Raw genomic sequence first — 21,201 nt, 5'->3', positions numbered from 1 at the left:
TAAATGTGTTATTGTTCTATGCATAAAAATAACTCGTATATAACTTAATCTTATATAACATAAATCGGACTCGAAAATGACTGCAAGTATCCCGTCTGTTACGCATCTGAAACAACTCGAAGCCGAGAGTATTCAAATTTTCCGTGAAGTTGCTGCGGAGTTTGATAATCCGGTAATGCTTTATTCTGTTGGAAAAGACTCTTCGGTGTTGTTGCATTTAGCGCGCAAAGCTTTTGCCCCTGGTAAAATTCCATTTCCATTGCTTCACGTAGACACTACGTGGAAATTCCAGGAAATGATTGAGTTTCGTGACCAGCAAGCCAAGAAACATGGTTTCGACTTGCTAGTACACATTAATGAAGAAGGTGTTGAACAAGGCGTAGGCCCGTTCTCACATGGTTCAGCAAAGCACACTGATATCATGAAAACTGCTGCACTTAAGCAAGCATTAAACAAATATAAATTTGATGCTGCCTTTGGTGGTGCACGTCGTGACGAAGAGAAATCTCGTGCGAAAGAGCGTGTTTACTCATTCCGTGATAGCAACCACCGTTGGGATCCTAAAAACCAACGTCCTGAGCTTTGGAACATCTACAACTCTCAAGTTAACCCAGGTGAAAGCATTCGTGTATTCCCTATGTCTAACTGGACTGAGCTTGATATCTGGCAGTACATTTATCTAGAAAACATCGACATTCCTCAGCTTTACTTATCGAAGCCTCGCCCTGTTGTAGAGCGTGATGGTGTATTGATTATGGTTGATGACGAACGTATGCCAATGAACGAAGGCGAAACGCCTGAAATGCGTTCAGTACGCTTCCGTACGCTAGGTTGCTACCCACTAACGGGTGCTGTTGAATCTACTGCGGCTACCTTGCCAGAAGTTATTCAAGAAATGCTACTGACTAAAACCTCTGAGCGCCAAGGCCGCGTGATCGATCACGATAGCTCTGGCTCTATGGAGAAGAAGAAAATGGAAGGGTATTTCTAATGGCCACCGACAACGTTGTTTGGCACAAGCATGAGGTGAATAAAACCACCCGCGCTGCAAAGCTGAATCAATCGCCTCGCGTGTTCTGGCTTACCGGCCTAAGTGGTTCTGGTAAGTCAACTCTGGCCAACTTGCTTGAGAAGAAGCTTCACGAGCAAGCTAAGCACACTTACCTATTAGATGGTGACAATGTGCGTCATGGCTTATGTGGCGACTTGGGCTTTAGCGATAAAGACCGTGTAGAAAACATTCGCAGAATCAGTGAAGTAGCAAAACTATTTGTCGATTCTGGCACGCTGGTATTAACAGCGTTCATCTCTCCTTTTAAAGCAGATCGCGACTATTGCCGTGGCCTTTTAGAAGACGGTGAATTCGTTGAAGTGTTTATCGACACACCTATCGAAGTGTGTGAAAAGCGCGACCCGAAAGGGCTTTATAAAAAAGCGCGTAGCGGTGAGATTAAAGATTTCACTGGAATCGACTCTGCTTATGAAGCACCGGAAAAGCCTGAGATACATTTAACGTATCAAGATGAACCTGCAGAGCAAACTGCTGAACGCTTATATGCGTTACTGCAAGAAAAAGGACTTGTGTAATGGCCCAGGCTAATACAATGACTAATACACTGGCACAAACCATTCTTCGCATTGCTAAAGAAGCAGGCGATAAGATAATGGCGATTTACGATAAAGATTTCGCCATTTACGAAAAACAAGATACTAGCCCGCTAACCGAAGCTGACTTGGCGGCGCACAACGTAATTGTTGATGCCCTTGGAAAAGAATCCGACCTTCCTATTTTATCCGAAGAATCGGCAGATATTTCATGGGATGAGCGCAAACAATGGCAGTCTTACTGGCTTGTTGATCCGCTTGACGGCACGAAAGAATTCATTAAAAAGAATGGTGAATTCACGGTCAACATTGCGTTGATTGAAGACGGCAAACCTACCATGGGTGTGGTGTACGCACCAGCACTTAACAAAAGTTATGTAGGCATTGTTGGTGAAGGCGCATGGACTGAAATAGATGGCGAATTTACTGCTATTTCTGCACGCAAACACGATGGTGCTGAAGTATGGAAGATTGTAGGAAGTCGCTCTCACCAAAGCCCCGAAATTCAAAATTTACTGTCTCAATTAGAGGGTGAAACTGAATTAGTGGCCATGGGTAGTTCATTAAAGTTATGCCTAGTGGCTGAAGGTGAAGCTCATCTTTATCCTCGCTTAGGCCCAACATCTGAGTGGGACACAGGCGCAGCCCATGCTGTAGCCCTAGCCGCAGGTGCCAATGTAACTGTGCTAGACCCGAACGATCCGTTAAATGACAACGCCGACGCTCTTACTTACAACCAAAAAGAGTCTGTGTTAAACCCCTTTTTCCTTGTGAGCGCATAACATGAACAACGAAAACAATTTATTAAAGCAAGACATACTGTCTTACCTTGAGCAGCACGAACAAAAAGACATGCTACGTTTCCTTACATGCGGAAGTGTAGATGACGGTAAAAGTACCCTCATCGGTCGCCTACTTCATGACTCAAAAATGATTTATGAAGACCAACTTGCTGCCATTACTAAAGACAGCAAAAAGTCAGGTACTACCGGTGAGAAAGTCGATTTAGCCTTATTGGTTGATGGCCTTCAGTCAGAGCGTGAGCAAGGTATTACGATTGACGTAGCCTACCGCTACTTCTCTACCGACAAGCGTAAGTTTATTATTGCTGATACTCCAGGGCATGAGCAGTACACGCGTAACATGGTAACTGGCGCATCTACGTGCGATCTTGCCATCATACTTGTCGACGCCCGTGGTGGTGTTAAAGTTCAGACTAAACGTCACTCATTCCTAGTATCTTTGTTAGGTATTAAGCACGTTATTGTTGCTATCAACAAAATGGACTTGATGGATTACTCTGAAGAAGTGTACAACCAAATTCAGCAAGATTACCTAAAGTTTGCAGAGCAGTTGGACATTCCAGATATTCAGTTCGTACCGCTTTCTGCACTTGAAGGTGACAACGTAGTAAACGTGAGCGAACACACACCATGGTTCGATGGTATTCCGCTTATGCAGATGCTAGAGAATACGAAAATTGGTGAAGACGATAATCATGATGATTTCCGTTTCCCTGTTCAGTACGTGAACCGCCCTAACCTAGATTTTCGTGGGTTTGCCGGTACGGTGGTATCAGGTCAAATTGAACCAGGCGACGAAGTAACTGCTCTTCCTTCTGGAAAAACGTCGAAAGTAAAATCGATTGTGACTTTTGAAGGCGACCAAGAGCGTGCTTATGTACCTCAAGCGGTTACCCTTACACTGGAAGATGAAATTGATATTTCACGTGGCGACATGATTGTTAAGTCAGGTAACTTGCCGCTACTTTCTACTCAATTTAAAACACATTTGGTATGGATGGACGAAGAGCCACTTATGCCAAACAAGCAGTTCTTGTTTAAGTTTGCGACCAAGTCAACAACAGGTGTTGTGTCTCATATCGATAACCAAATTGATGTGAACACCCTTGAAGAAAAAGACGCGATGCACCTTAACTTAAATGAAATTGGTGTGGTAGATGTGAAATTTACCCAAACCGTAGCGTGCGACCCGTACAAGCGTAATCGCCCTACTGGTTCTTTCATCGTTATTGATCGCATGACCAACAGTACTGTTGGTGCAGGTATGATCATTGATGAACTTGCTAAAGATGCACAACACGCTTCTCCAGACTTCTCAGAGTTTGAATTAGAGTTTAATGCACTAGTACGTAAGCACTTCCCTCATTGGAGCGCTGTGGACATTAGCAAGCTGTAAAAGCAGGACTGGAAAATATATGGATATTAACCAGTTTATCGTGCTGGCGATTTTCGCCAGCACGATTTTTGCGCTGATTTTTTCAAATCAGCGCCCGTCTACTGTTTTTTCAGGCGCCGTGTTATTACTATTGGTATCTCAGCAGTTGTCGCTTGACGACATTTTGCTGAACTTAACCAACAAAGGGTTAATAACCCTTGTCTTGCTACTGCTAGTCAGCAGTGCAATTGATAAAACTGCGTTAATAAAGCGTATTGGTAGAAAGCTAGTGAGTACGAGCTTTTCTAAATCATATTGGAAATTGTTTTCACTCACCTTCATTTCATCAGCGCTATTAAACAATACGGCTATTGTGGCCAGCCTTATAGGCCCTATTAAGCAGAATCAATATCACCCTGCTTCGCGCTTACTTATTCCGCTTTCCTATGCCGCCATACTCGGTGGAACAGTCACCTTAATTGGTACCTCTACCAACCTAATTGTTGATAGTTTCTTGCAAGAGCATGGTCATCCTGGTTTTAACTTTTTTGACTTCACGCTATATGGGCTGGTAGCCGGTTTAAGCTGCGGCGTACTGATGTTTGTGCTTACACCATTACTACCTAATATTGCGAACAAGAATGACAACTACCAAGAGTACATGGTAGAAGCGAAAGTAAATTCGGGTTCAGAACTCATTGGTAAAACCGTAGAACAAAACCACCTTCGTAACTTACCTGAATTATTTTTGGTTGAAGTGGTTCGTGACGGAAACCTTATTTCTCCCGTTGGCCCCGACTTAGTGATTGCTGAAAACGATAAACTTATCTTTACCGGCAATGTGCAAAAGCTTGATAACTTAAGCCATATAAAAGGGTTAACCACCTTTGCCGAAACCGATGGTATTTTGCGTGAAAGCTTAACGGAAGTGGTAGTGGCCAACCGCGCTCAAATTATTGGACAAACCATAAAAAACCTCGGTTTTAGGGCATTGTTCGATTCGGCCGTAGTGGCTATTCGCCGTGATGGCGAGCAGCTATCAGGCAAGCTCGGTGAAATAAAACTTAAAGCAGGTGATTTTCTATTGCTTGCCGCTGGCCCCGATTTCAATACGCGACAAAATTTAAGTAAGAACTTCTTTATATTGTCTGAGCAAAAAATCTCTCGCCCGCTTACTAACCGACAGGAATGGATAACCCTTGGCGGTTTCCTTACCGTTGTGACATTAGCCGCGGCAGATGTTATTTCACTCGCAATCGGGCTGTTGTTTTTGGCGGCCGTATTGATTGGCTCTAAGGTAACGAACAACGGTGAGATGAAGCGTAATTTACCGCTGAACCTTATTATCGTGATTGTTGGAGCATTAAGCTTAGCCACCTCATTAGAGTCGTCGGGCGTTATTGCCATTTCTACTGCGCAATTGATTCCCTACTTGGCCGACACCAATTGGTTTATTGCGTTAATTGTAGTGTATTTTACTACCCTACTATTAACCGAATTTGTGACCAACAACGCAGCAGCGGCGCTCATGTTCCCCTTCGCATATGGGCTGGTTGAAATAATAGGCGCACCGCTTATGCCATTCGCCTTAGCGGTTGCCTTTGCGGCAAGTGCTAGCTTTATTTCGCCGTTTGGATATCAAACGAACTTATTGGTGTTTAATGCGGCTAATTATAAATTTAGCCACTTTATACGAATAGGGCTACCTATCTCGTTACTGTATAGCGCTATCGTGCTGTGCTTATTGAACTTAACGTATTTAAGTCAGTAACGATAAACCTCTATTACTAAGTAGTAGCTATCCAATAGATGACGTTATCAAAAGGCCAGTATGTAATACTGGCCTTTTTACGTTTGTGGCATTGCTGTAAGTACAGTTAAGTTTCTCGGTTGAGTTTCTAAACTAGGCTCCCGACATAAGGCTCTCGACACAAGTTTTTACTAAAAAGAGGTACAGTTCTTTAACCCACTCCTGTACTTAGCCTTGGTATATCAGTAACCTAAACAAAACTAATATAATATCTTATCTCGGAGCAACGGATGCATTCAGTATCAAACCCCTTTCAAGCGTGTAACGATATATTCTTTCGGCCTAATGGCGTATTTAAAGCTGTTGGTGAAAAAAACAACTGGAGTTGGTTTCCTTTTATTATTGTTATGATGATCACGTTGGCGTCTCAATATTTGTACGTAAACTTCGTTGATATTGAATGGTTTGCGAATATTAATATTGCAGCCCAAGATGCCATGAGTCCGGCAGAAGAAGACCAAATGCGCGCCTTTTTCACTAGAAACACCCTCATGCTTTCCCAGTTAATAGGTGCATTCTTTGCACTTACAGTGGTTAACGCTATTTTTGCTGTTTATTTGAATTTAACGACACGCAGTGATGACAGTCATGTTTTTGGCTTTACAGATTGGTATGGTTTTACTTGGTGGGTATCTATGCCTTACGTAGTAACAGGCCTTATCGCTGCAGCACTTATTATGTTTGCGGGCGACCATCAAATATCACCGTCAATACTTGCCCCACTGTCACTCTCTTACCTACTCGGTGTCGAAATGACATCACCATGGTTTGCGTTTGCCCAAGCTATTCGTGTTGAGTTGTTTTGGACTATCTACCTCACTATGGTAGGCATTACCCAATGGACCTCATTCTCTACGAAAAAGGCGGCAATTATTGCTTCTGCGCCATACGTCGTGATTTACGGTATTTGGGGTGTGTTCGCGCTTATCTAATATGCTATACCACTCTCGACGCACTTCTTACACCTAAGCTTGGTGTAAGAAGTGAGTTCAAACCGTCGTTATGTCGAAAAGCGGTAGCTGAATAGACGGTTTCGCTCCCGCCCCAATAGGCCTAAAGTACTCGCTATTGTTATAAAAAGCTTCATCTTGGTTTTCGTACCACCCTGGTATGCCAAGCAAAGGAATAGGTTTTAGTAGCGGAGATTTGTTAAACGCATCAAGCTCAGTGATACGTTTTACCAATGATTTGTCTACCTCTTGGCGCTGTTCCCATTTATTCATCTCGCTAAACCCTTTAGGCACACTCACTGCCAACCACTTCCCCGTAAGCCCGATAAAAGGCGAGAGCATCATCTCAAGGTTTGCATGCCCAAAAATAAAGGGGGTCATGTGGGTTCCCCACTCATGTCTATGGATAACAAAGCTATCCTGCCATTGATGTTGGGCTAACGTATTCAGCAACATGTTTGATTTACTCGCGTCGCCTTCCTCAAGCGCCAGTACTACGCCGCATTCGTCAAAATGCGTAATGCGGTTTCGTCGCTCGGTTCTTGGATGTGTGCCATGGTGCGCAATATCTTGCATGTGTAGCGCATTCAGTAACGCTTTTGTAGCGGGAAATTGGATCCAGATAAGGGCATTGAACAAATCATGCCAGCTATTTTCCCGCGTAGGTACGCAGTTGTCGCACGCGATAATTTCTTCATAGTAACGGCTGTCATTTTCTGTACTTTTGTCACAGCTGTTAGCCGTTCTCTTATCAAGCTCTCCTTGCGCTATAAACGCAGGCCCCTGCCATTGCGGTTGGAACGCTTCACGCAAAAGGTTAAGTCTTGCAGCACTAGGAAAATCAGTGTCGTCTAACAACATGAATTCTTTCAACAGCGTATGTACTGGTAAAGACGCATTATCTTGAATATGGTGTTTACACCAAGGAGTAACAGGTATTGGCATACTTAATATTGGTTCGGCTTAAGGTTTTCTCTATACTGGTCGGTATTGTAGAGCAAACAGAGACTAACAATGAAAAAAATGTTTTTGCCCTTGCTGGTAACTGCCGTATCAGCGGTAAGTGCTTGCAGCCCCAATAACGCGCCTGAAAACGACACGACGCAGCCTGAAACTCAAACCCAAACTCAAAAAAAGCATATCGCGACTAACTTCGACGCAGTTTACGCCAGCATTTCAGATGCAGATATTCGAGAACCATTAAAAATACTGTCATCTGATGAATTTGAAGGTCGTTTGCCCACCACCATTGGTGAAACAAAAACACTGGATTATCTCACTCGTGAGTTTGAAAAGGCGGGATTGTCACCGGGTAATGGCGACAGCTACCTTCAAGAAGTGGCGTTAATGGAAATTACCGCTAACCCTGAAATGACCATGACAATTGGTGATAATAGCTTTGCGTATAAAGATGACATGGTTGCTTCATCTAAGCGTGAGCAAGAAACCGTTTCACTTGAAAACTCAGAACTGGTATTTGTTGGCTACGGCGTTAACGCTCCCGAATACGACTGGAACGATTATGAAGGCTTAGATGTTACTGGCAAAACCGTCGTGATATTGGTGAATGACCCAGGTTTCGAAAACCCTGAAAGTGGGAAGTTTCAAGGCACAACGATGACCTACTATGGTCGCTGGAGTTACAAATACGAAGAAGCTAGCCGCCAAGGTGCTGCCGGCGCACTCATTGTTCACGAAACGGCTCCGGCCTCTTACGGCTGGTCAGTAGTGGCGAATAGCTGGAGTGGCCCTCAGTATGGGCTAGTATCTAAGGACAAAGGCGCTAGCCGTGTTGCCATTGAAGGTTGGCTAACCTTAAGTGCCGCAGAAAAAGTATTTGCTGACGCAGGTTTTAATTTTCAAGACGAAAAGAATCAAGCCAAGCTTGGGCCTTATCATAAAGCGATGGATATCAATGCTTCGGTAACCGTGCAAAATACATTTAAAAAATCTAAAAGCCACAATGTTATTGCCACACTACCTGGGTCAGAACTACCCAACGAGCATGTTATTTACACCGCGCACTGGGATCATCTAGGAAAAGATGCAACTAAAGAAGGCGATAATATTTACAATGGTGCACATGATAACGCTACAGGCAGTGCTGCTATTTTAGCGATGGCAAAAGCCTACGCCAACTTAGATATTGCGCCGAAGCGTTCTGTATCATTTTTAGTAGTCACGGCTGAGGAACAAGGTTTACTAGGCAGTAAATACTACGCAGATAACGCCGTCATTCCACTGGAAGATACGGTGGCCAATATCAATATGGATGCCATGAACGTGTTAGGTAAAACCAAGAACGTCGCCGTGGTAGGCATGGGTAAGTCAGATTTAGAAGATTACCTTAAAACCGCTGCTGATAAGCAAGGTAGAACGCTTACTCAAGAAGATCGCCCTGAAGCTGGCTACTATTATCGTTCCGATCACTTCAGCTTTGCGAAAAAAGGCGTGCCTGCCCTGTATGCAGAAGGCGGTAATGAGCCGGCTGACGAAACAACGGCTAAATACCGTAAACGCATGAATGTGATTGTAACGGGCTGTTATCACCAAGTATGTGACCAATACCGTGACGATTGGGATTTAAGCGGCATTGTGCAAGACACACAGCTATTGTTTGATGTAGGTTTTAACGTTGCAAACGCCGAGCAGTGGCCAGCCTGGAAAGAAACCAGTGAGTTTCAACGTAAAAATTGAGTTTTAATCTCAGGTAACACTAGCGTTTAATAAAAAAAGCCCTGTAGATACAGGGCTTTTTTATTGCTAATACAACACGTTTTAAATAGTGCGTCTTACATGAACAACCCTTTGAGTTCTTCAGCGCCAAACGTCGCTATTTCAAACGCAATCAAGATTATAATTATCCATTCCAAAAACGATGAATGTTTATGATTTAGCTCTTCAGCTAACATCTCGAACAACTCATGAATAACATTCAGCTTGTTCGAAAGCACATCTACCCTGGGGCGGATATCTAAGTATCGCGCCGTGGCATTATAAGCATGCTCATATTCTGGGTATTCCCAAAAGAACTCTGGTGTATCAAGCAACCCATAATGCAAAAAGATGTCGCTCTTTGTGCTAAACAAATGCCCGCGGATTTTCGCCAATGCGGGTCGACGTAACGTTATCTTGCCCGTTTCGGCCAACGCTTTTGGTAAATACGCATAGCGTGTAATAGTATCTTGCGCTTTATGCTCGTATTCATTGAGTTTTATTGACTGCGCTAATCCGTGGCTGATTGATAGCCGAAGTAATGGATCGTCAATCGAGAGCGTAATTAAGTCCCGTTGCAACCTAAGTACATCACTAGTAAATGCAAATTGCAGATGCTCTTGATGAATACCAGACAACAACTTAGGACTAACCTGCAACCTATTTAGCAAGGCTACACGCTCCTCTTCTACGACACCCCAAAAAACCACCACGCCATACTCAAAAAGCCAAGCTTCACCGCCTGTCACTTCAATGTGCATGGCATCACGATAGCGTGAACCCTGAACACTCGCGTCCATTTGAAGGCTATCTACATCAGGAATAACATATACCGAAACTCGGTCGTTTGAAAATTGCATACCCTTTACCAGGTGTTGAAAAAACCGGCAGATTATGCGCCCAAAGAACGCAAAGAGATACAAATATAAAAACTATAAAATCAACGAGTTACAAAATAAATTTTGATATAAACACAGGAGGTGAAACTTGTATACTGCCTAGTATTTGTGCGACATCTTAGTTAATGACACTAACAGCAGCGATGCTTTCACTAAAGAACATCGTGTTTTGGAATAATAATTTCCATTTTCTCATCATATTGTACTTGCAATTTCCTGTCAGACTGGCACATTCAAGGCATGCGAAAGCGCGATTAAAAAAAACAACAATACCTTCGCCAACTCGTTCGCGAGTACCCGACAGAAAAAACCTCAATTATTTTTCAACAAGTGAACAGAGAGAATCCGTTTTATGTGTGGTATTTTCGGTATCCTTGATATCAAAACCGATGTGTCTGAACTCAGAACCCAAGCCCTCGAATTAACAAAATTATTGCGCCACCGTGGCCCTGACTGGTCGGGAATCTGGAATAATGACAATACCATTCTTTGTCACGAAAGATTGGCTATTGTTGATGTGGACACCGGCGCTCAGCCGCTTATCAGCCAAAATGGCAAACAAGTTTTAGCCGTCAATGGCGAAATTTATAATCACAAGCAACTTGCTGACGATTTAGCAGAACCTTATCCATTTAAAACTCGCTCAGATTGCGAAGTTATTCTTCCACTTTTTCAACAAAAAGGTGTGAGTTTTGTTGATGAATTAGAAGGCATGTTCTCGTTTGTGCTTTATGACGATGAACAAGATGCTTATCTAATTGCTCGTGACCACATGGGTATTATTCCTCTATACACAGGTTACGATGAGCATGGCAACTTCTACGTTGCTTCAGAAATGAAAGCTTTGGCGCCTATTTGTAAAACCATCAGCGAATTTCCTCCTGGGCATTATTTATGGAGTAAAGACGGTCAGATCACCAAGTACTACAAACGTGATTGGATGGAATACGATGCAGTAAAAGACAACACCACTAACCTTGACGATTTACGTGTAGCGTTTGAGAAATCAGTGAAATCTCACATGATGTCTGACGTACCTTATGCGGTATTGTTATCGGGTGGTCTTGACTCATCATTAGTCTCTGCGATTGCGGCAAAGTATGTTGCTAAACGTGTTGAAGACGAAGATAAAACAGAAGCATGGTGGCCTCGCCTACATAGCTTCGCGGTAGGCCTTGAAGGTGCACCCGACTTGAAAGCTGCGAAGAAAGTGGCTGATATGATTGGTACGGTACACCACGAAATTCACTTCACCATTCAAGAAGGCCTTGATGCCATTCGTGACGTGATTTTCCACCTAGAAACTTATGACACCACTACCATTCGTGCGGCAACGCCAATGTATTTAATGACCCGTAAGATTAAAGCCATGGGCATTAAAATGGTATTGTCTGGTGAAGGCGCCGATGAAATTTTTGGTGGGTACTTGTACTTCCACAAAGCACCAAATGCGAAAGAATTCCACGAAGAAACGGTACGTAAACTAGATCGTCTTCACTTGTTCGATTGTGCTCGTGCAAACAAGGCCACATCAGCATGGGGTGTAGAAGCTCGTGTACCATTCCTAGATAAAAACTTTATCGACGTGGCCATGCGCTTAAACCCACAAGATAAAATGTGTCTTGATGGCAAAATGGAAAAATGGATTTTACGTAAAGCGTTCGACAACGGCGATACCTTGCCTGCTGAAGTGCTATGGCGTCAAAAAGAACAGTTCGGTGATGGCGTAGGCTATTCTTGGATTGATTCTATCCGTGATTTCGTAGAGAGCGAAGTATCTGACCAACAATTTGCTTCTGCTGAGTTCCGCTTCCCAGTGAACACACCAGATACCAAAGAAGGTTACTATTACCGTACTATCTTCGAAGGTTACTTCCCGCAAGAGAGCGCGGCTCGATGTGTACCTAGTGGCAAATCTATTGCCTGTAGTACGGTTGAAGCGCTTGAATGGGATGAAAGCTTTAAAAACAATGCCGATCCCTCAGGTCGTTCAATGAAAGACGTGCATTCAGGTGCCTCTGACTAGTTCTAGTCACCAAAACTTTTAAATAAAAAACGCGGCTCTTGCCGCGTTTTTTTTCGGTTCTATTTCTATCAGTTCTATTTTTATTAGTTCTATCTTTATCAATTCTATATGGGCTCAAGATAGCGTTTAGGTCGTATTACAAACTCTACTTATCAAGTACGTACCAAAGTCGTTCATCGGCTAACGGCGTTTCAGGCGGCAATAAGGGATTATCTAACGTATAGATTCGTCTATTCTTGATGCCCAGTTGCTCTAAAATAGCTTCATTCGAAGATTTAAATAACGCTTCAAAAGAGCCGTCTTCAATTGCACGATTCAATCCTGTTTCAATTAACCGTGCTAACGTTGGGTTACTCTTATTAACAAAATAATACATGGCAGTAGGATAATAAACTGCCATATCAGGTTCTAACTTGAGCGATGCCGATCGTCCTTCAAGTTCAGCCGTTACCTCTATGACCGAGCGAGGAAAGAAATCCCCTTTGTTTTGAAGTAACAATGAATAAGCGTCTTTGAAATTGGGAACCGTAGCAACATTAAAGCCGTTGGCTTGTAGTATTTTAGTGTCTGGCCATTCTTCACCCTGCAATGGCGTGAAGTTCATTAATTCATTTTTTGATGAAACCCGAGCAAATTCCGCTTCCCTATCTACATTGATTACAAATACCCGCAGCCCAATGAGCCCTTTTGCAATCGGGATCCTAATAGGGAGAAGGTCTTTTTCACGTTGACTATCTGTCATACTCCACACCACGTTCACTTCACGATTTTCACGCAGTTGACGCAGTGCCTTTGAAGACAGAAGAATGCGATCTGAAGGCAATAGCTCGTAATTTACACCGGTTTTATCAAGGGCTAGTTTAAGCAAGGCAATGGGGTATTCGGCGCGAGCATCAGAGTCATCTAGCGGTTTGGGGTAATTAATAGTCCACAACGCCGCGGCACTTTGTGTTGATATAAGCAACGCACACAAAAGCAGTACCGTTTTTATATACTTCAACGCCATTATCGAACTCCTTTGCTCACGCTTATGTAATTTATTCTATGCCAATATATTTATGTGTTTGTAAGGATAGCCGCCAATTTCGGGCTATGCAGGTTTGCACTGCAAGTTGGGTTGCCCGAGGTTGCTGACTTATCGGCTGTAAACAAACCTGCTTACCTGCTAACGAAGATACATCTGCTAGCAGCGCATCTAACTCATCAATATGTTTTTGCATGGCAATAGGGTGTTTTATTTCATTCGCACGCTCAAGGGCACTCAGCAAAACCGGCATGCCCCCTTTCATATTAATTTTAGGTGACACCGTCACATAAGTTCTATCATCACACAACACTTCATAAGTGCCACTTGTTTCTATTTGTGTTGAGTAGCCATTTTCATGCAACAGGTTAGTAAGCGGGCGCAAGTCATACATACAAGGCTCACCGCCGGTGATAACCACATGCTTTGCCACATAACCTTGTTCAGAAAACAGTGACAATAGCTTGTTTTCATCAATTCCAAAAAAGTGCTCAGACTCGTTGGTCTTATCAATAACTTGTTGTGCCGTGGTTACCAAGGCATTGTCCAGCGTCCAAGTATGTTTGGTATCGCACCATGGGCAACCTACAGGGCATCCTTGTAAGCGAACAAAGATAGACGGGATACCAGTATGTGCCCCTTCCCCTTGGATGGTTTCGAACATTTCATTGATGTTCAGCGTGATTAATTTCGACAAAATGTCACCCTTTAACGATTGTATGTTTCGATTTTACCAAGGATCACATAAAATTCGGGCATAATTTCTCAAAACTTTAAAACTATGTCAGAAAACGTTGTTGTTATCTATTCAGGTGGAATGGACTCATTCACTGTTTTACACAAAGCCTTACGTGATGGTAAGACCGTTCACGCCCTTTCTTTTGATTATGGTCAGCGCCATAAAAAAGAATTAGATTATGCGGCAGCAGTGTGTAAATCGTTAAACGTGCCTCACAAAATTGTGGATATCAGTGCTATTAATAGCTTGATAGGTGGCTCATCACTAACCTCTGATATCGATGTACCAGAAGGGCATTACGAAGAACCCAGCATGAAGCAAACGGTCGTGCCTAATCGTAATATGATTTTGCTGTCGTTAGCCGTGGGCTATGCCGTAAGTTTAGAAGCAAACGAAGTGTATTATGGCGCGCATTCTGGCGATCATGCTATTTACCCAGACTGCCGCCCTGAGTTTGTGGAAAAGATGAGTGATGTTTGTCGCATTGCCAACTACACCCCGGTAGAAATTGTAACGCCTTATATTAAAGACAGTAAAACGGCGATTTTAACCGACGGGTTGAAAATGGGCTTAGACTACGGCGAAACGTGGACGTGTTATAACGGAAGAGAGAAAGCTTGCGGTAAATGCGGGGCCTGTGAAGAGCGCTTAGAGGCCTTCAGAGAGAATCACTGCACTGACCCCCTTAGCTACGAATAATCGATTTGGCGCCTACTCAGGCGCCTTTTAGCTTATTCACCGTTACGCGAAGTGAGTGGCTTATCGCCACTGAAATAAAAGCACTACACCCTAGCGCGCCACCAATTCCATCTAGCAACGGCAGCAACACCATAAATATAACGGCAAAACATAACGACGAAATAGTTAGCAAGTAATACGAAAAGCGATGTGGTGCGCTCATACCTACAAAACTCCCTCCGAAAAACACTGTGGTCCAAAATTCAGCCGTATCGGATGAATGAGTTTCACTTATTAGTACGTTGTGAATAAGTAGCACTGAAAAGTAAAATACAATAGTGAGTAAACTGGACGCTCGAATTACATTAAACCTTGGCAGCTTCGCTAGTCTGTACGTGGTGAACGCACCGGCAAGGGTAGCTATAACAACTAATAATTCCGTCAAAACAACGCCCTCAGAAGAATAAGGCTACTGACTGCGGTAAATGCAACGGCCCCTAGTCGACCACCAAAACCTTCGAAAATATTGCGCGTTAGGGTATAGACGCCAGCCCCTACCACAGAAATAAATAACAGCGCTTCCCACCCAGTGATAATTGCACTTGAACACATACCGGCGAAGGCGCCAGCGTAAATAGCCGCTTGAGGGTGATTGCCGTATTTTTTAGGCCAATGCCAAAAACTGCCTACTAAACCCGTAAAAGCAGCGGCCAACACTACTGGTACATTAAAATGATGATGCAGTGAAAAGCACAAATACGTTCCGAAAAAGAACGACATTAATTTAACTAAGAAGAAGATAAACCATTCCTTTTGATTGAAACGAAAAACGCCCTGTTTTCACAAGGCGTTTTCATACTTAATTTGCGTACCTAACCTACTTTTGACTTTCAGCTATGAAGTAAGTGAGTTCTTTAATGCAGTGTCTCAACACTGGGTTCAATCGTGTGTTCTTGCCATTCATTACAAATAGATCGTGGCTAAAGTTATACAAGCTGCCATTGGCGATAGGCACCAGCCCTAGCGCTGCGCCCTGCTCTTTTGCCATGTAGTCAGGTAATAAACCAATATACTCACCCGTCATGATGGCAGACATTGCAGCGTCGAAGGAGTCTGAAAAGGTTTGAATAGCAAGACGAGACTCATTATCGATGTAGTTTGCTGAAGATAAACCAGAGATACCAATCGCCGGATAGTCTTCAATTTTAATATTTTCAGGCAAAGCAGTATCACGATATTTGGCTAACGGGTGTGTAGGTGAACAATATAAACGTCCATCTGTGGTGATCCCGATAGGATGAAAAGTCACAGATTCGGGTTTTACCATATCGTAGGTTGATACTACCAAATGGCATTCACCGGATAAGGCAACATGCTCTACTTCATTGTATAAACGTGTCTGGATATTCACGTGGATATCATCAAATTTCTTCATTGTGCTTTTAACGGCTTTACTCACCGCTAAATGCATAGAAAGCGGCAAACCAGCCATAAGCACTAGCGTAATGTGACCTGAGTAGTCGTCGTGCAATGATTTCAAATTAAATACAAAATTATCGAAGGCGTTAAAAATACGCTTGGTTTCTTGGAAAACCACTTCGCCTTCTTTTGTCATCTGAAAGCCACCACGACCGCGGTGGCATAATACCAAATCTAAACGTTCTTCAAGCTTCTTAATTGCAGCACTGATATTTGGACGTTGCATGCGCAACACAGGTTCTGCAGCAGTGAAACCATTACAACTTGCTACCGCATAAAACACACGTAACAATTTGATATCCGACTCTTGAAGACGATTTAGCATAAAGGCACCATTATAGGTATAGTTATAGATACTTAAGTATCAACTATATGCAACTGGCGCCTCGATTACAACGACAATTTCAGGCGAATCTCTGCGATAAACAAACTGTTATATGCGATTAAACAAAATTAACGTGATTATATTCCCAACAGAATCAGCAACGAGTTCATTACGACAACGCAACGACCTGCTTTCTAAGTGCCTCTACGTCGTCTCTTAACGACGCAGCTTTTTCAAACTCAAGCTCTCTGGCATATTCAAACATCTGCTTTTCAAGTTCGGCTATTTGATCCATTAACTCAGTCGCACTTGCCGCCTTCTTCTGTTTCTTCTTCTCTTCTACTTTGCGAAGCCTTACTTTACCGGACGCAGGATGAGCACCTTCGCCCAAATCCATAATATCGGTAATTGGCTTATTCAAGCGCATCGGCGTTATATTATTGGCCTTGTTATGTTCAATCTGTTTTTCACGGCGACGTTCCGTTTCGTCCATGGCTTTTTTCATCGACTTGGTAATTTTATCGCCATATAAAATGGCTCGACCGTTGATGTGACGTGCCGCTCTACCAATCGTTTGAATTAGCGAGCGCTCTGCGCGTAAAAAGCCTTCTTTATCGGCATCAAGAATTGCTACCAAAGAAACTTCAGGCATATCCAGACCTTCACGAAGCAGGTTAATACCTACCAGCACATCGAACTTACCAATACGCAAGTCGCGAATAATCTCAATACGTTCTACTGTGTCGATATCTGAATGCAAATACCGTACTTTAACGCCATGCTCATTTAAGTATTCACTTAAATCTTCGGCCATTCGCTTAGTGAGCGTAGTAATAAGTACCCTTTCATCAAGCGCCACTCGTTTGTGAATTTCCGATAATACATCATCCACTTGGGTCGCTACTGGGCGAACTTCAATGATGGGATCTAGTAACCCTGTGGGGCGCACCACTTGCTCTACAATATCGCCATGGGTTTTCTTAAGTTCGTACTCACCGGGTGTAGCCGACACATAGACCGTTTGTGGGCAAATTTGCTCAAATTCTTCAAATTTAAGTGGGCGGTTGTCAAGCGCTGAAGGTAAACGGAACCCGTATTCCACCAAGGTTTCTTTTCTAGAGCGATCGCCTTTGTACATGGCACCAATTTGAGAAACCGTTACATGAGATTCATCAATGAACATGAGGCCATCAGCAGGAAAGTAATCTAACAACGTTGGCGGCGGCTCGCCAGGCGCTCGGCCAGAGAGATAACGTGAGTAGTTTTCTATGCCCGAGCAATACCCAAGCTCCATCATCATCTCAATATCAAATTGAGTACGCTGAGAAATTCGCTGTTCTTCTATTAGTTTGTTAATTTCTAGCAGCTGCGCCTTTCTAGACTTCAACTCCCCTTTTATGTGCTCGATGGCATCAAGAATTTTTTCTCTTGGAGTTACATAATGGGTTTTCGGAAACACCGTTGCCCGTACAACCGACTTGTCGACTGCGCCTGTCAGCGGATCGAACAAGCTAATTTTATCAATTTCATCGTCAAATAACTCAACACGCACCGCTTGTTTTTCTGAGTCTGCAGGGAAGATATCAATCACATCGCCGCGCACACGGAATGTCCCTCGTTCGAAGGCTAAATCGTTGCGTTTGTATTGAAGCTCGGCAAGTCTGCGCAAAATATCTCGCTGATCCATAGTATCGCCCTGTCGCAAATGCAAAAGCATTTTCATGTACGACTCGGGGTCACCCAAACCATAAATAGCCGAAACACTGGCTACAATCACAACATCTCGGCGTTCCATCAATGCCTTTGTAGCAGACAAGCGCATTTGCTCGATATGATCGTTTATCGATGCATCTTTCTCAATAAACGTATCAGTACTTGGTACGTATGCTTCTGGCTGGTAGTAATCGTAATAAGAAACAAAATATTCAACCGCATTGTTAGGGAAAAAATCTTTCATTTCCCCGTATAGCTGTGCCGCTAAGGTTTTGTTGTGCGCCAGAATGAGCGTTGGTCTTTGAACTTCGCTAATAACATTCGCCATGGTAAAAGTTTTACCAGAACCGGTAACACCTAATAGGGTTTGCGCTGCTAAGCCACTTTCTAACCCATCCACCAAGGTTTCTATGGCAGCGGGTTGATCGCCCGCTGGCTTGTAGCTTGAATGAAGTTCAAAACCTTTACTCATTTATTAAATACCTTATTTACCTTGCCACCTAGGTAGCATGTTGTTCCTGTTTAAATACCGAGAGCGTATTTTTAAATACAACAAAAGACACGGTCGCCATGGCAATGTTTGCCACTACCGTTCCCCAATACAATCCGGTTAAACCGAAAAAGTAACTTCCCGCGATACTTATTGGCACAAAAAATACAAACAATCTGATTACACTCAACGCCAATGCACTCAAAGGGTGGTGCATCGCATTTAACGAAGAATTCGTCAAAATAATAATACCCTGCATGCCATACCCTAAAGGCACTATCATTAAAAACAGTTGAATGAGTCGGCTAACCTCGGGTTCACTGGTGAAGGCAACAGCAATCCAGCCGGAACACACCCACATAACAACAAATACGAACAACTGCCAAAAAAGCACAAATTTTAACGACACCCTATAAGCGCTATGTACTCTATCAAATCTATTTGCACCCACGTTTTGGCTAATAAATGGCGGTAAAGTCATAGAAAGAGCAAGTACCACAATACTGGCAATGGACTCCATTCGGCTTCCTACTCCCCAAGCCGCTACCGCTTCGGCACCATAACTGGCCACCACTGCGGTCATTACGCCACCAGCTATCGGCGTAAGCATATTGGCCCCAGCGGCTGGCAAGCCTATTTTTAATATATCCCCGCTTATTGCCTTTAGTTCTAGCAATGATAGAAGTCGAGGAAGAATTAGGTTTCGTTTAACCGCCAATAAATAAAGTATCCACACTGCGCCCACCATCCACGCTAATAACGTAGCAAGTGCAGCCCCTTTAATGCCCATCGCGGGAACCGGACCTGCACCGAAAATAAACAAGGGGTCGAGCAATGCATTTAATCCCCCTACGGTTGCCATAACAATACTTGGGGTACGCGTGTCGCCACAGGCCCTTAGTACACTGTTTCCCACCATAGGCAATGAAAGGAAAATACTCGACGCGTACCACAAGGACATGTAATCCCTTATATAGGGTAATAATGTTGGCGAGGCGTTTAGCAAGGTGAAAATAGGTTCAATGGTAAAGTAACCAATTAACGCCAGCGTACCCACTAATAGGGTAGAAAGCATAAGCGAGCCGGTCGCGTAATTCTTCGACTCACTTAATTCTCTACTGCCTTGCAGTTTGCCAATAATAGCCGACGTGCCGATGCCTAACCCAATATTTAAACTAATAACGGTAAAGGTGACGGGAAAAGTAAAGCTAATGGCAGCGAGGGGCTCAGTGCCAAGTAAACTGACAAAGAAGGTATCGATTAACCCGAAGCTCATCATCATGACCATGCCCAGTATCATAGGTATTGTCATGCGTTTTAGGGTAGAAGGAATATCACCGTTTAAAAGATTCGCTGCTCGGCTCGGGGACTCGTCTGTTTTCACAAACCCTCTCAATAGTTGATTGGTAGAAATAACTGGCGCTAATAAATACTGACTATCGTATATAGCTAAACTTGCCTCACAACAAGATGCTGACAGTAGTCTATGTGAGACTGGCCACATTGGCTATGTTAAATCGACCAAGCTAAGTTTGGGCTAGGTCAGGTGTCGGTTTTGCCACCTGAGCATCTTTTAAAATTAATACTAATGGCTAATTTACACGTTTTAAGCAAACATTGGCGCAGATGTCGTTGAACACACTTTTTCGACAACTAATGTTGGAAGCCTCGTGAGCTTAGTTTATAAATTAAGCCAATTTACTGTAATGACAATTTCATTACGGCTAGATTGCGCTTTTAAGACAGTCGTCTGGTCGATTAACTCTAGGTTGCCTTAGGAACTACACCAAACGAAAATGTAAAATTTATGTAAACCTTTCATTTCTGACTGTTATATCGTTGAAAAAGTAACTGATAGTCGACGAATTAACACACAAGATATTTTTTGTCCAACAGATCTATTAAGATCTTATCAAGAGATCCGGCATTAACGCATAAAGCACTGATATTATTTAAATTTTAATACCAAAAGGCATTCGAAGTTGACGATCATAACCAGCATGATCTTACCAATTTATCCTCAAGCTAATAACTATCAACATAGTTATCCACAGAATTAGTGGATAAGTAGCTCTACGCCAGCAATTACGCCCTATGCTGGGTAACCCCTTCCTAATTATGTAAGTGAAGACTAACCTTGAGATACCAAGCTCTAGGTTACATATTTATTAAACACTGTACATAATATCAGTACACAAAACATTTTTTATTCTTTTTTATTATATAGGTTTCGTATTTTGCTACTGCATAAAATCAGTCGCTCTTCGTGAAAATTCATTCCTTTGATAATGCAGTTAAATACGGCGATACGAATACCCGCTCAGTAATTAAGCACCACTTTCTCGCTTTTGGTGTAAATTTGAGCACAAAACCCGCAAAAAGCTATTTTTTGACCACTTAGCATAAAAAATTCATTAAGGTTGTTGACAGAAACCCAGATGCTCTTTAATATTCCGCCCCGTTGAAAAGCAGGTCCCCTTTAGCTCAGTTGGTTAGAGCGACGGACTGTTAATCCGCAGGTCCCCCGTTCGAATCGGGGAAGGGGAGCCAACTTTTCATCGACAACTTTA

Annotated in this window: 18 protein-coding genes and 1 tRNA gene; 10 read left to right on the top strand and 9 right to left on the bottom strand. The window is 43.1% G+C overall.

Annotated elements, in window-relative coordinates:
- Positions 1 to 76 precede the first annotated feature (76 nt).
- The 6 genes from cysD (at position 77) to ALT761_RS05895 (ending at position 6,525) form a co-directional block, all read left to right on the top strand.
- Positions 77 to 991, top strand: coding sequence for a sulfate adenylyltransferase subunit CysD (gene cysD / locus ALT761_RS05920; protein ID WP_013784935.1), 915 nt, complete (start codon positions 77 to 79; stop codon positions 989 to 991).
- On the top strand, positions 991 to 1,587 hold the full coding sequence (gene cysC / locus ALT761_RS05915) for an adenylyl-sulfate kinase (RefSeq protein ID WP_057793062.1): 597 nt from the start codon (positions 991 to 993) through the stop codon (positions 1,585 to 1,587). Before cysD ends, cysC begins: the two co-directional genes overlap by 1 nt.
- Positions 1,587 to 2,387, top strand: a complete 801-nt coding sequence (gene cysQ / locus ALT761_RS05910) for a 3'(2'),5'-bisphosphate nucleotidase CysQ (protein WP_372339250.1) — start codon at positions 1,587 to 1,589, stop codon at positions 2,385 to 2,387. The genes cysC and cysQ overlap by 1 nt, the downstream gene beginning before the upstream one ends.
- A gap of 1 nt (position 2,388) precedes the next feature.
- Positions 2,389 to 3,804, top strand: a complete 1,416-nt coding sequence (gene cysN, locus ALT761_RS05905) for a sulfate adenylyltransferase subunit CysN (protein ID WP_129737281.1) — start codon at positions 2,389 to 2,391, stop codon at positions 3,802 to 3,804.
- A 19-nt stretch (positions 3,805 to 3,823) separates the two neighbouring features.
- On the top strand, positions 3,824 to 5,554 hold the full coding sequence (locus tag ALT761_RS05900) for an SLC13 family permease (protein WP_129737279.1): 1,731 nt from the start codon (positions 3,824 to 3,826) through the stop codon (positions 5,552 to 5,554).
- A 269-nt stretch (positions 5,555 to 5,823) separates the two neighbouring features.
- A complete protein-coding gene (locus ALT761_RS05895) occupies positions 5,824 to 6,525 on the top strand; it encodes a YIP1 family protein (RefSeq protein WP_129737277.1) in 702 nt (233 codons plus the stop codon).
- 57 nt (positions 6,526 to 6,582) lie between these two features.
- Here ALT761_RS05895 and ALT761_RS05890 read toward each other — a convergent pair whose 3' ends face one another.
- Positions 6,583 to 7,488, bottom strand: coding sequence for a DUF3025 domain-containing protein (locus ALT761_RS05890; RefSeq protein ID WP_129737275.1), 906 nt, complete (start codon positions 7,486 to 7,488; stop codon positions 6,583 to 6,585).
- A 69-nt stretch (positions 7,489 to 7,557) separates the two neighbouring features.
- Here ALT761_RS05890 and ALT761_RS05885 point away from each other — a divergent pair, with 69 nt between their 5' ends.
- On the top strand, positions 7,558 to 9,240 hold the full coding sequence (locus ALT761_RS05885) for a M28 family metallopeptidase (RefSeq protein ID WP_129737273.1): 1,683 nt from the start codon (positions 7,558 to 7,560) through the stop codon (positions 9,238 to 9,240).
- Positions 9,241 to 9,335: 95 nt separating this feature from the next.
- On the opposite strand, the gene ALT761_RS05880 is transcribed toward ALT761_RS05885, so the two are convergent.
- Complete coding sequence (locus ALT761_RS05880) at positions 9,336 to 10,118, bottom strand: RMD1 family protein (RefSeq protein ID WP_013784943.1); 783 nt, start codon at positions 10,116 to 10,118, stop codon at positions 9,336 to 9,338.
- A 391-nt stretch (positions 10,119 to 10,509) separates the two neighbouring features.
- Between ALT761_RS05880 and asnB the strand changes: the two genes are divergently transcribed.
- Positions 10,510 to 12,183 carry an asparagine synthase B gene (asnB, locus tag ALT761_RS05875; RefSeq protein WP_129737271.1) on the top strand — a complete coding sequence of 558 codons (1,674 nt, stop codon included), beginning with the start codon at positions 10,510 to 10,512 and terminating at the stop codon, positions 12,181 to 12,183.
- A 145-nt stretch (positions 12,184 to 12,328) separates the two neighbouring features.
- On the opposite strand, the gene ALT761_RS05870 is transcribed toward asnB, so the two are convergent.
- Both ALT761_RS05870 and queE read right to left on the bottom strand, forming a co-directional pair.
- The gene (locus ALT761_RS05870) at positions 12,329 to 13,189 is read right to left on the bottom strand and encodes an amino acid ABC transporter substrate-binding protein (RefSeq protein WP_129737269.1); all 861 of its coding nucleotides are present in this window, start codon (positions 13,187 to 13,189) and stop codon (positions 12,329 to 12,331) included.
- Positions 13,190 to 13,220: 31 nt separating this feature from the next.
- Positions 13,221 to 13,871, bottom strand: coding sequence for a 7-carboxy-7-deazaguanine synthase QueE (queE, locus tag ALT761_RS05865; protein WP_129740573.1), 651 nt, complete (start codon positions 13,869 to 13,871; stop codon positions 13,221 to 13,223).
- Between the two features lie 117 nt (positions 13,872 to 13,988).
- Here queE and queC point away from each other — a divergent pair, with 117 nt between their 5' ends.
- Positions 13,989 to 14,645, top strand: coding sequence for a 7-cyano-7-deazaguanine synthase QueC (gene queC / locus ALT761_RS05860; protein WP_013784947.1), 657 nt, complete (start codon positions 13,989 to 13,991; stop codon positions 14,643 to 14,645).
- A 16-nt stretch (positions 14,646 to 14,661) separates the two neighbouring features.
- Here queC and ALT761_RS05855 read toward each other — a convergent pair whose 3' ends face one another.
- The 5 genes from ALT761_RS05855 to ALT761_RS05835 form a co-directional block, all read right to left on the bottom strand.
- On the bottom strand, positions 14,662 to 15,069 hold the full coding sequence (locus ALT761_RS05855; protein WP_129737267.1) for a hypothetical protein: 408 nt from the start codon (positions 15,067 to 15,069) through the stop codon (positions 14,662 to 14,664).
- Positions 15,066 to 15,404 (bottom strand): hypothetical protein, encoded by a 339-nt coding sequence (locus ALT761_RS05850; RefSeq protein ID WP_172602855.1) that lies wholly within the window; start codon positions 15,402 to 15,404, stop codon positions 15,066 to 15,068. Before ALT761_RS05850 ends, ALT761_RS05855 begins: the two co-directional genes overlap by 4 nt.
- Before the next feature lie 97 nt (positions 15,405 to 15,501).
- A complete protein-coding gene (locus tag ALT761_RS05845; protein ID WP_129737265.1) occupies positions 15,502 to 16,428 on the bottom strand; it encodes a LysR family transcriptional regulator in 927 nt (308 codons plus the stop codon).
- A 169-nt stretch (positions 16,429 to 16,597) separates the two neighbouring features.
- On the bottom strand, positions 16,598 to 18,613 hold the full coding sequence (gene uvrB, locus ALT761_RS05840; RefSeq protein ID WP_013784951.1) for an excinuclease ABC subunit UvrB: 2,016 nt from the start codon (positions 18,611 to 18,613) through the stop codon (positions 16,598 to 16,600).
- A gap of 28 nt (positions 18,614 to 18,641) precedes the next feature.
- Positions 18,642 to 19,931, bottom strand: coding sequence for an MATE family efflux transporter (locus tag ALT761_RS05835; RefSeq protein ID WP_129740571.1), 1,290 nt, complete (start codon positions 19,929 to 19,931; stop codon positions 18,642 to 18,644).
- A gap of 1,173 nt (positions 19,932 to 21,104) precedes the next feature.
- Here ALT761_RS05835 and ALT761_RS05830 point away from each other — a divergent pair.
- Positions 21,105 to 21,181 (top strand) — tRNA-Asn (locus ALT761_RS05830).
- Positions 21,182 to 21,201: the final 20 nt, after the last annotated feature.

The organism is Alteromonas sp. 76-1, from assembly GCF_900654235.1.
Taxonomy (GTDB): domain Bacteria; phylum Pseudomonadota; class Gammaproteobacteria; order Enterobacterales; family Alteromonadaceae; genus Alteromonas; species Alteromonas naphthalenivorans.
This window is presented reverse-complemented; position numbering and strand designations above follow the sequence as displayed.

What these genes read in the sequence shown, in the direction of transcription:
- cysC (WP_057793062.1), top strand. Translation starts at nt 991, where the DNA reads ATGGCCACCGACAACGTTGTTTGGCACAAGCATGAGGTGAATAAAACC.
- cysD (WP_013784935.1), top strand. Translation starts at nt 77, where the DNA reads ATGACTGCAAGTATCCCGTCTGTTACGCATCTGAAACAACTCGAAGCC.
- ALT761_RS05835 (WP_129740571.1), bottom strand. Translation starts at nt 19,931, where the DNA reads ATGATACTGGGCATGGTCATGATGATGAGCTTCGGGTTAATCGATACC.
- cysN (WP_129737281.1), top strand. Translation starts at nt 2,389, where the DNA reads ATGAACAACGAAAACAATTTATTAAAGCAAGACATACTGTCTTACCTT.
- asnB (WP_129737271.1), top strand. Translation starts at nt 10,510, where the DNA reads ATGTGTGGTATTTTCGGTATCCTTGATATCAAAACCGATGTGTCTGAA.
- cysQ (WP_372339250.1), top strand. Translation starts at nt 1,587, where the DNA reads ATGGCCCAGGCTAATACAATGACTAATACACTGGCACAAACCATTCTT.
- ALT761_RS05895 (WP_129737277.1), top strand. Translation starts at nt 5,824, where the DNA reads ATGCATTCAGTATCAAACCCCTTTCAAGCGTGTAACGATATATTCTTT.
- ALT761_RS05850 (WP_172602855.1), bottom strand. Translation starts at nt 15,404, where the DNA reads ATGTCGTTCTTTTTCGGAACGTATTTGTGCTTTTCACTGCATCATCAT.
- queE (WP_129740573.1), bottom strand. Translation starts at nt 13,871, where the DNA reads ATGTTCGAAACCATCCAAGGGGAAGGGGCACATACTGGTATCCCGTCT.
- ALT761_RS05845 (WP_129737265.1), bottom strand. Translation starts at nt 16,428, where the DNA reads ATGCTAAATCGTCTTCAAGAGTCGGATATCAAATTGTTACGTGTGTTT.
- ALT761_RS05870 (WP_129737269.1), bottom strand. Translation starts at nt 13,189, where the DNA reads ATGGCGTTGAAGTATATAAAAACGGTACTGCTTTTGTGTGCGTTGCTT.
- ALT761_RS05890 (WP_129737275.1), bottom strand. Translation starts at nt 7,488, where the DNA reads ATGCCAATACCTGTTACTCCTTGGTGTAAACACCATATTCAAGATAAT.
- ALT761_RS05900 (WP_129737279.1), top strand. Translation starts at nt 3,824, where the DNA reads ATGGATATTAACCAGTTTATCGTGCTGGCGATTTTCGCCAGCACGATT.
- uvrB (WP_013784951.1), bottom strand. Translation starts at nt 18,613, where the DNA reads ATGAGTAAAGGTTTTGAACTTCATTCAAGCTACAAGCCAGCGGGCGAT.
- ALT761_RS05885 (WP_129737273.1), top strand. Translation starts at nt 7,558, where the DNA reads ATGAAAAAAATGTTTTTGCCCTTGCTGGTAACTGCCGTATCAGCGGTA.
- ALT761_RS05880 (WP_013784943.1), bottom strand. Translation starts at nt 10,118, where the DNA reads ATGCAATTTTCAAACGACCGAGTTTCGGTATATGTTATTCCTGATGTA.
- queC (WP_013784947.1), top strand. Translation starts at nt 13,989, where the DNA reads ATGTCAGAAAACGTTGTTGTTATCTATTCAGGTGGAATGGACTCATTC.